This window comes from Kitasatospora sp. NPDC056531 (assembly GCF_042794375.1).
Lineage (GTDB): Bacteria > Actinomycetota > Actinomycetes > Streptomycetales > Streptomycetaceae > Kitasatospora.
In genome coordinates, this window is record NZ_JBHTTU010000135.1 from 6,182 (window position 1) to 11,595 (window position 5,414).

Annotated in this window: 4 protein-coding genes; 2 read left to right on the plus strand and 2 right to left on the minus strand. The window is 70.1% G+C overall.

Going from position 1 to position 5,414, the window contains the following annotated elements; genetic code table 11:
- Window positions 1-79: 79 nt before the first annotated feature.
- Window positions 80-1,405, minus strand: a complete 1,326-nt coding sequence (locus ACFQ87_RS41495) for a radical SAM protein (RefSeq protein WP_380616146.1) — start codon at window positions 1,403-1,405, stop codon at window positions 80-82.
- 722 nt (window positions 1,406-2,127) lie between these two features.
- Between ACFQ87_RS41495 and ACFQ87_RS41500 the strand changes: the two genes are divergently transcribed.
- The gene (locus ACFQ87_RS41500; protein WP_380616147.1) at window positions 2,128-3,369 is read left to right on the plus strand and encodes a family 2 encapsulin nanocompartment cargo protein terpene cyclase; all 1,242 of its coding nucleotides are present in this window, start codon (window positions 2,128-2,130) and stop codon (window positions 3,367-3,369) included.
- A gap of 79 nt (window positions 3,370-3,448) precedes the next feature.
- Window positions 3,449-4,327, plus strand: coding sequence for a geranyl diphosphate 2-C-methyltransferase (locus ACFQ87_RS41505; RefSeq protein WP_380616148.1), 879 nt, complete (start codon window positions 3,449-3,451; stop codon window positions 4,325-4,327).
- Between the two features lie 95 nt (window positions 4,328-4,422).
- Here the strand turns inward: ACFQ87_RS41505 and ACFQ87_RS41510 are convergent, their stop codons facing one another.
- Entirely contained in the window at window positions 4,423-5,073 is a 651-nt protein-coding gene (locus tag ACFQ87_RS41510) for a dihydrofolate reductase family protein (RefSeq protein ID WP_380616150.1), read from the minus strand.
- Window positions 5,074-5,414: the final 341 nt, after the last annotated feature.

A 5,414-nucleotide genomic window follows, 5' to 3' on the forward strand; every position in this document is an offset into this window, starting at 1 on the left:
ACCCCCGTCCGAGGGGCGGCGCCGCCGAGGCGTGGGCCCAGCGGCGTGGGCCCAGCGGCGTGGGCTCAGCGGCGTGGGCTCAGCCCGGCAGCGAGTCCATGAAGGAGCTGACCGAGAAGACCGCCTTGCCGGGACCGGCCGGACCGTAGCCGGGCGGGGAGGAGAGGCCGAACTCCTCCAGGGTGGCCCGGTAGGTCTGCAGCAGCCGGATGTGGTACTCCAGCGGCGCGCCCTGCGGGTTGGCCTTCCCGAGCGGGGTGGTGGGCTCGGGGCACCAGGTGGTGAAGCGCGGGACGACGCCGTGCGACATGAAGAAGCGCAGGCCCTCCCGGGTGGAGGCGATCGCCTCGTCGACGGTGGTGAAGCCGAAGGGCTCGGCCATCTCCACGCCCGCCACGAAGTTGGGGATCACGTTCTCCGCGCCGAACACCTCGGTGGAGTCGAGGATCCGGCGGTGCCACTCGTCCCGGCCGACGTAGCGCTCCTTGCCGGGGCAGTAGAGCTCGAACAGCCGCTTGTCCCACACCTCGAAGTTGGGGTGGTAGATCCGCACGCCGTAGTCGTGGAAGCGCTGGACGTCGTCGCGCGGTAGCGCCTGGGCGACCACCTTGCCGATCCAGCGACCGGGGAAGTGCTCCTCGATGGCCTTGGCGTACTGCCCGTAGAAGTCGGCCTCGTCCCGGCCGCCGACCTGTGAGGTGATCGCGCCGCCGGTGAGGGTGTAGGCCTGGGAGGCGCGGGCGGTGTCGTACCTGTCGATCAGCTCCAGCGCCTCCAGCACCTCCTCGACCGGCTTGACCCCGGTGTACGGGCGGCCGGCGGCCTTGTGCTGGCGCCAGTTGTGGTTGATGTCGCAGTACTGGCACTCCTCCTTGGCGCCGAAGTACTGGCAGACCCGGAACACCGTGAGGTAGATCAGGTAACCCCACTGGATGGTCGGGGCGACCTCCATCACCGACTTCCCGTTGGCCAGGGTGTGCCGGTAGTAGTCCGGCATGGGCGGCAGGCCGACGTCGGCGATCCGCGCGCCGTCCAGGTAGAGGCCGAGCGTGCCGTCCTCGCCCGCGCCGACCCGGTACGGCGAGTCCGGGTTGACCCGCACCGACACCACCGTGCGGCGCAGCCCGTACGGCCCGCCGGTCAGCACGACCTCCTCCGGCGGCCGGTTCAGCGCGGCCGCGCCGAGCTCGGGCAGGGTGCGGTGGTCGAAGGAGAAGATGAAGTACGACTTCGGTTTGACCTCGCCGCCCCCGTCGGCGCCGGAGCTGCCGCTCAGGGCCGACTCGTCGAAGGCCATGCCGCCGCGCAGCAGGTCCTCCTTGATCACCGCCTCCCGGGGCACGTCGGGGAAGCGCTCCATGAGGTCCTCGACGAGTTCGGTGCGGCTGCGGGCCTGGCTCTCCATGCGCTGCTCTTCCTTCCTGGCCCCGTTCCACTCACGGCGCCCCGCTCATTCTTCTCCCCCTTACACGTGCGGCCGCACCCGGCCACGCGGAGGAAGATCAACTCGTCCATGCTGCGGGCCCGGGCGACGCTCCGCCTCGGCCTGCGGTCCCGTCGGGTACCGGTCGGGGGACGTAGGACGCCCGCCCGGCGGCCGGGGTCAGTCGCCGGGCGGGCGGGTCGGAGGTGACGGTCCCTGGTCAGCCGGTGGGGCCGGTGGTGTTGGCGGGCCCGGTGATCGGCAGGTGGTACGTGATGCCGACATCAGGGGGGATCTGCATTGGAACAGTCCCCGCCATGAACGGCTCAACGCCGTCTACGGGTTCAGGAAACGAGGCGGTTGCAGTCCGTTGACGCGAGACGGGACCGGCCGGGAACGGCCGGTTCGGCCAGGGAGGCCGAGGCTAGGGGTGGACCGATGCATGACAGGGCCGGAGTCCAATGCCGTCGGCAAGAACGTTCACCCTATCGGGTGTAGAAGATCGTCCGTTGCGATCCGGAAGGCGCTTTCGCGCCTACGGTTGGGGATCGAGCGAGACGGGGCCCGCGGCGTGGAGTTCCCCTTCGCGGCAGGCGGGATGACGACCCGTCACATCGTGCGATCCCTCTCAGAGGAGGCTCCATGCCCCTGCGCACCAAACCGGACTCACTGCCAGCGGACGCCCTCGTTCCGGTGGTGGGCGCATGAGCAGCACCGCGATCGAGCGGATCCTGCGCGGACCCAGTGGACTGGGCACCTCCGGGCTGCAGTTGAGGCCGCAGGCCCCGGCTGCGGAGGCCCCGACCGCGGAGGTTCCGGCACCCGAGGCGGTCCTGTCCGAGGTCGTGATCCCCGACGTCCAGGCGCCCACCGTCCCGCCCGCCCCCGAGGTCCAGGCGTCACCCCTCCCCGGGCCGCCCAACCCGGCGCCGGCCGCCGAGGCTCCGAGCGGGGGCAAGCCCAAGAGCGGCGACCCCATCCCCGGCCTCTACCACCACCCGATCGCCGAGCCCGACCCGGCCCGGGTGGAGGCGCTGAGCCTGAAGATCAAGGCCTGGGCGATCGACGAGATCGAGCTCTACCCACCGGAGTGGGAAAAGGACTTCGACGGGTTCTCCACCGGGCGCTACATGGTGGCCTGCCACCCCGACGCGCCCAGCATCGACCACCTGATGCTCGCGGCCCGCCTGATGGTCGCCGAGAACGCGGTGGACGACTACTACTGCGAGGACCTCGGCGGCTCGCCGATCGGCCTGGGCAGCCGCCTGCTGCTCGCGCACACCGCGCTGGACCCGCTGCACACCACGCCGGAGTACCACCCGGCCTGGGAGGCCTCGCTCGCCGAGGACGCGCCCCGGCGCTCGTACCGCTCGGCGATGGACTACTTCGTCCGCGCCTCCACGCCCTCCCAGTCGGACCGCTTCCGGCACGACATGGCACGGCTGCACATGGGGTACCTGGCCGAGGCCGCCTGGGCCGAGACCGATCACGTGCCGCAGGTGTGGGAGTACCTGGCCATGCGCCAGTTCAACAACTTCCGCCCCTGCCCGACGATCACCGACACCGTCGGCGGCTACGAGCTTTCGGTGGAGCTGCACGCGCTGCCAGCCATGCAGCGGGTGATCGCGCTGGCCGGCAACGCCACCACCATCGTCAACGACCTGTACTCGTACACCAAGGAGCTGTCCAGCCCCGGACTGCACCTGAACCTGCCGGTGGTGATCTCCGAGCGCGAGGGCGTCTCCCGCAAGGAGGGGTACCTGAAGGCGATCCAGGTCCACAACGACCTGATGCACGCCTTCGAGGCCGAGTCGGCCGCGCTGGCCGTCGCCTGCCCGGTGCCAACTCTCGTACGGTTCCTGCGCGGTGTGGCCGCCTGGCTCGACGGCAACCACTACTGGCACCAGACCAACACCCACCGCTACACGCTGCCCGACTTCTGGTAACCACCGTTCTCCGGCGGCCCCCATTTTTCGGAAACCACCCGTTTCCGGTAACCACCCGTAAGAACACTGGAGTTGACCCATGTCCCTGACGGACGACATCACCACTCCCGGAAGCGCCATCCCCGGTCCGGCGACTCCCTACCAGGGCGACATCGCGCGCTACTGGGACCACGAGGCGCGCCCGGTCAACCTGCGCCTGGGCGACGTCGACGGCCTGTACCACCACCACTACGGCATCGGCGAGATCGACCGGGCGGCGATCGGCGACGCGGCCGACAGCGAGCGCGAGAAGAAGGTCATCGCCGAGCTGCACCGCCTGGAGTCCGCCCAGGCCGACGTGCTGCTCGACCACCTCGGCGACATCCGGGCCGACTCGACCCTGGTTGACGCCGGTTGCGGCCGCGGCGGCTCGATGGTGATGGCCCACCAGCGCTTCGGCTGCCGGGTCGAGGGCATGACCCTCTCCACCCAGCAGGCCGACTTCGGCAACAAGCGCGCGAGCGAGCTGGGCATCGGCGAGTTCGTCCGCTCCCGGGTCGCCAACATGCTCGACATGCCCTTCGAGAACGGCTCGATCGCCGGCTCCTGGAACAACGAGTCCAGCATGTACGTCGACCTGCACGACCTGTTCGCCGAGCACTCCCGGGTGCTGTCGGTCGGCGGCCGGTACGTGACCATCACCGGTTGCTGGAACCCGAAGTACGGCCAGCCGTCGAAGTGGGTCTCACAGATCAACGCGCACTTCGAGTGCAACATCCACTCGCGCCGGGAGTACCTGCGGGCGATGGCCGACAATCGCCTGGTGCCGCAGGCCGTCATCGACCTGACCCCGGACACCCTGCCCTACTGGGAGCTGCGGAACACCACCTCGCTGGTCACCGGCATCGAGGAGGCGTTCATCGAGTCCTACAAGGACGGCTCCTTCCAGTACGTGCTGATCGCGGCCGACCGGGTCTGATCACTCCCTGATCACTTCCTGATCGGGCCCTGAGGCGACGGGCGGCCTCCCCGCAGGTGTGGGGAGGCCGCCCGCTTTCCGGTCAGGCAGTCCGGTCAGGCCTTCCGGCGGATGAAGGTGAGGTGGGTGACACCGCTCGGGCTGCTCACCGCCTCGATGTCGAACCGCTGCTCCAGCCCTTCGAGCCCGGCCCACAGCGACTCGCCCCGGCCGAGTACGACCGGCACCACGACCACGTGCAGATGGTCGATCAGATCAGCCTCCAGGAAGGCCCGAACGGTGCGCGGGCCGCCGCCGATCCGCACGTCCAGGTCGCCGGCCGCCTCCCGGGCCTGGCGCAGCGCCTCTTCGGGGGTGGCGTCGACGAAGTGGAAGGTCGTGCCGCCCGCCATCTCCAGTCTGGGGCGCGGATGGTGGGTGAGCACGAACACGGGGGTGTGGAACGGCGGGTTCGCGCCCCACCAGCCCTGCCAGTCCTCGTCCTGCCAGGGCCCGCGCTGCGGGCCGAACTTGTTGCGGCCCATGATCTCCGCACCGATGCCGTCGCCCCAGGTACGAGCCATCGCGTCGTCCACACCGGTGTCGCCGCCCTCCTGGCCGTGCATCTGGCGGAAGGTCCGGGTGCGGAAGAACCAGCTGTGCAGCCGGTCGGTGGCGTGGCCGAAGGGCTGGTCGATGCTCTGGCCCTCGCCGGTGCCGTAACCGTCGAGGGAGATCGAGAAGTTGTGGACCCGGACCAGGGACATGGGGTACCTCCGCTGCTCGGTGTTCTTCAGATGGCTCTTCACGCGGCACTACATCCGGCTCTTCGTCGCGCTGCTCGCGAGCCACGCTAACGCGCGGGTAAGACACCCTGATGCTCCGTCACCGCCAGGGCGTGGCGTGGGTGGGTGCGGCGGGCCCGAGGTCGGGGCGGAGGTGGTGAAGCCGTCACGCTATCGTCGTGCCTTCTTCACGAGGAGCACGCCCTGCGGCGCGATGCTTCCTCCGGCGGCCCGCACGGGCGGCCGACACGACCGACCCCGGGGGGAACGATTCCGATGACCGTACGCCGTACCCCGGCCGGCCTCCTTTCTGCCCTCCCCCT